We start from the raw sequence: 976 nt of genomic DNA, 5'->3' as shown, positions 1-976 counted from the left end.
CTGTTACCGCTCAATGCTATTGTCTGTCCGCAAGGTCGTATTCCTTTGCAGATTTTTGAGCCGCACTATTTAGATATGATTGCTGATTCGATGAAGCAAGGCGAAGGCTTTGTGGCAGTGTTGATGTGCAGTGAAAATGCACCGACTGAACACGTGCGAGAAGGGCAGTTCTATGAACTTGGCACGCGTGTTCAAATTGTAGATTTTGGCAAGACGCCTAGTACCGGGGTGTTAAATCTGACGGTTGAAGGTCTGGAACAAGTCAAACTATCCTCACTTGAAGAACGTGAAAATGGCGTCTGGTATGCCGAGCTTGAGGCTATTGGTGAAGAGCAGCATATTGACTTGCCCGAGGAGTTTGATGAGCTGCGTGTGGTACTGCAGGCTCTGGTCAAACACCCCTTTGTTCGCGATTTGAATATGGATATTGATTATGAAGATGGGCGCCAAGTAGGCTGGCGCTTGACTGAGTTACTGCCGCTAGGCAATAAACAGAAACAGCATCTTTATGAAATGAGCGACCCGCTTCAGCGTCTGCAAGCAATCTCTCGTCAAATTTCTGATATGGTTACTTAGGCCGTATAAATCTTGAGTCTTGATCAGACGGCTCTGCGTTTAGGGGCGTAACTGGTAAGCCTGCAAGGCTTCTGGAAAGAAATAAAGCTGATAGCCAATTAAGATGCCGAGCCATAGACAAAGTGCTGTCATAACCGCTTTCTTTTCAACAGTGATATCTCGACGGTTCGCGGCGTCATAAGCTTGGTGAGTGCTATATAACACTCTACTAATTCCACAAATCGCTAAACCTAGCGCTATGCCCCCAACAATATCAGACAACCAGTGAACGCTGAGCATAACCCGGCTAAAAGCGATCAGAAACATCGGCACAAAGAATAGCAAGTAGCACTGCCAGCGTTGGGTCTTGGGTAGCTGTTGGGCAATAAATGCTGCAATCAGGCCGTAGAAAACGGTTGAG

Annotated in this window: 2 protein-coding genes; one reads left to right on the top strand and one right to left on the bottom strand. The window is 46.9% G+C overall.

The window, feature by feature from the left end; genetic code table 11:
* Positions 1 to 576 (top strand): LON peptidase substrate-binding domain-containing protein (locus A3756_RS25225; protein ID WP_082865498.1); only part of this gene is annotated, 576 nt, incomplete at its 5' end.
* Between the two features lie 39 nt (positions 577 to 615).
* Here A3756_RS25225 and A3756_RS25220 read toward each other — a convergent pair.
* The coding region (locus tag A3756_RS25220; RefSeq protein WP_156490765.1) for a phosphatase PAP2 family protein at positions 616 to 976 on the bottom strand (361 nt) is incomplete at its 5' end.

The sequence above is a fragment of the Oleiphilus sp. HI0086 genome (assembly GCF_001635225.1).
This window is presented reverse-complemented; position numbering and strand designations above follow the sequence as displayed.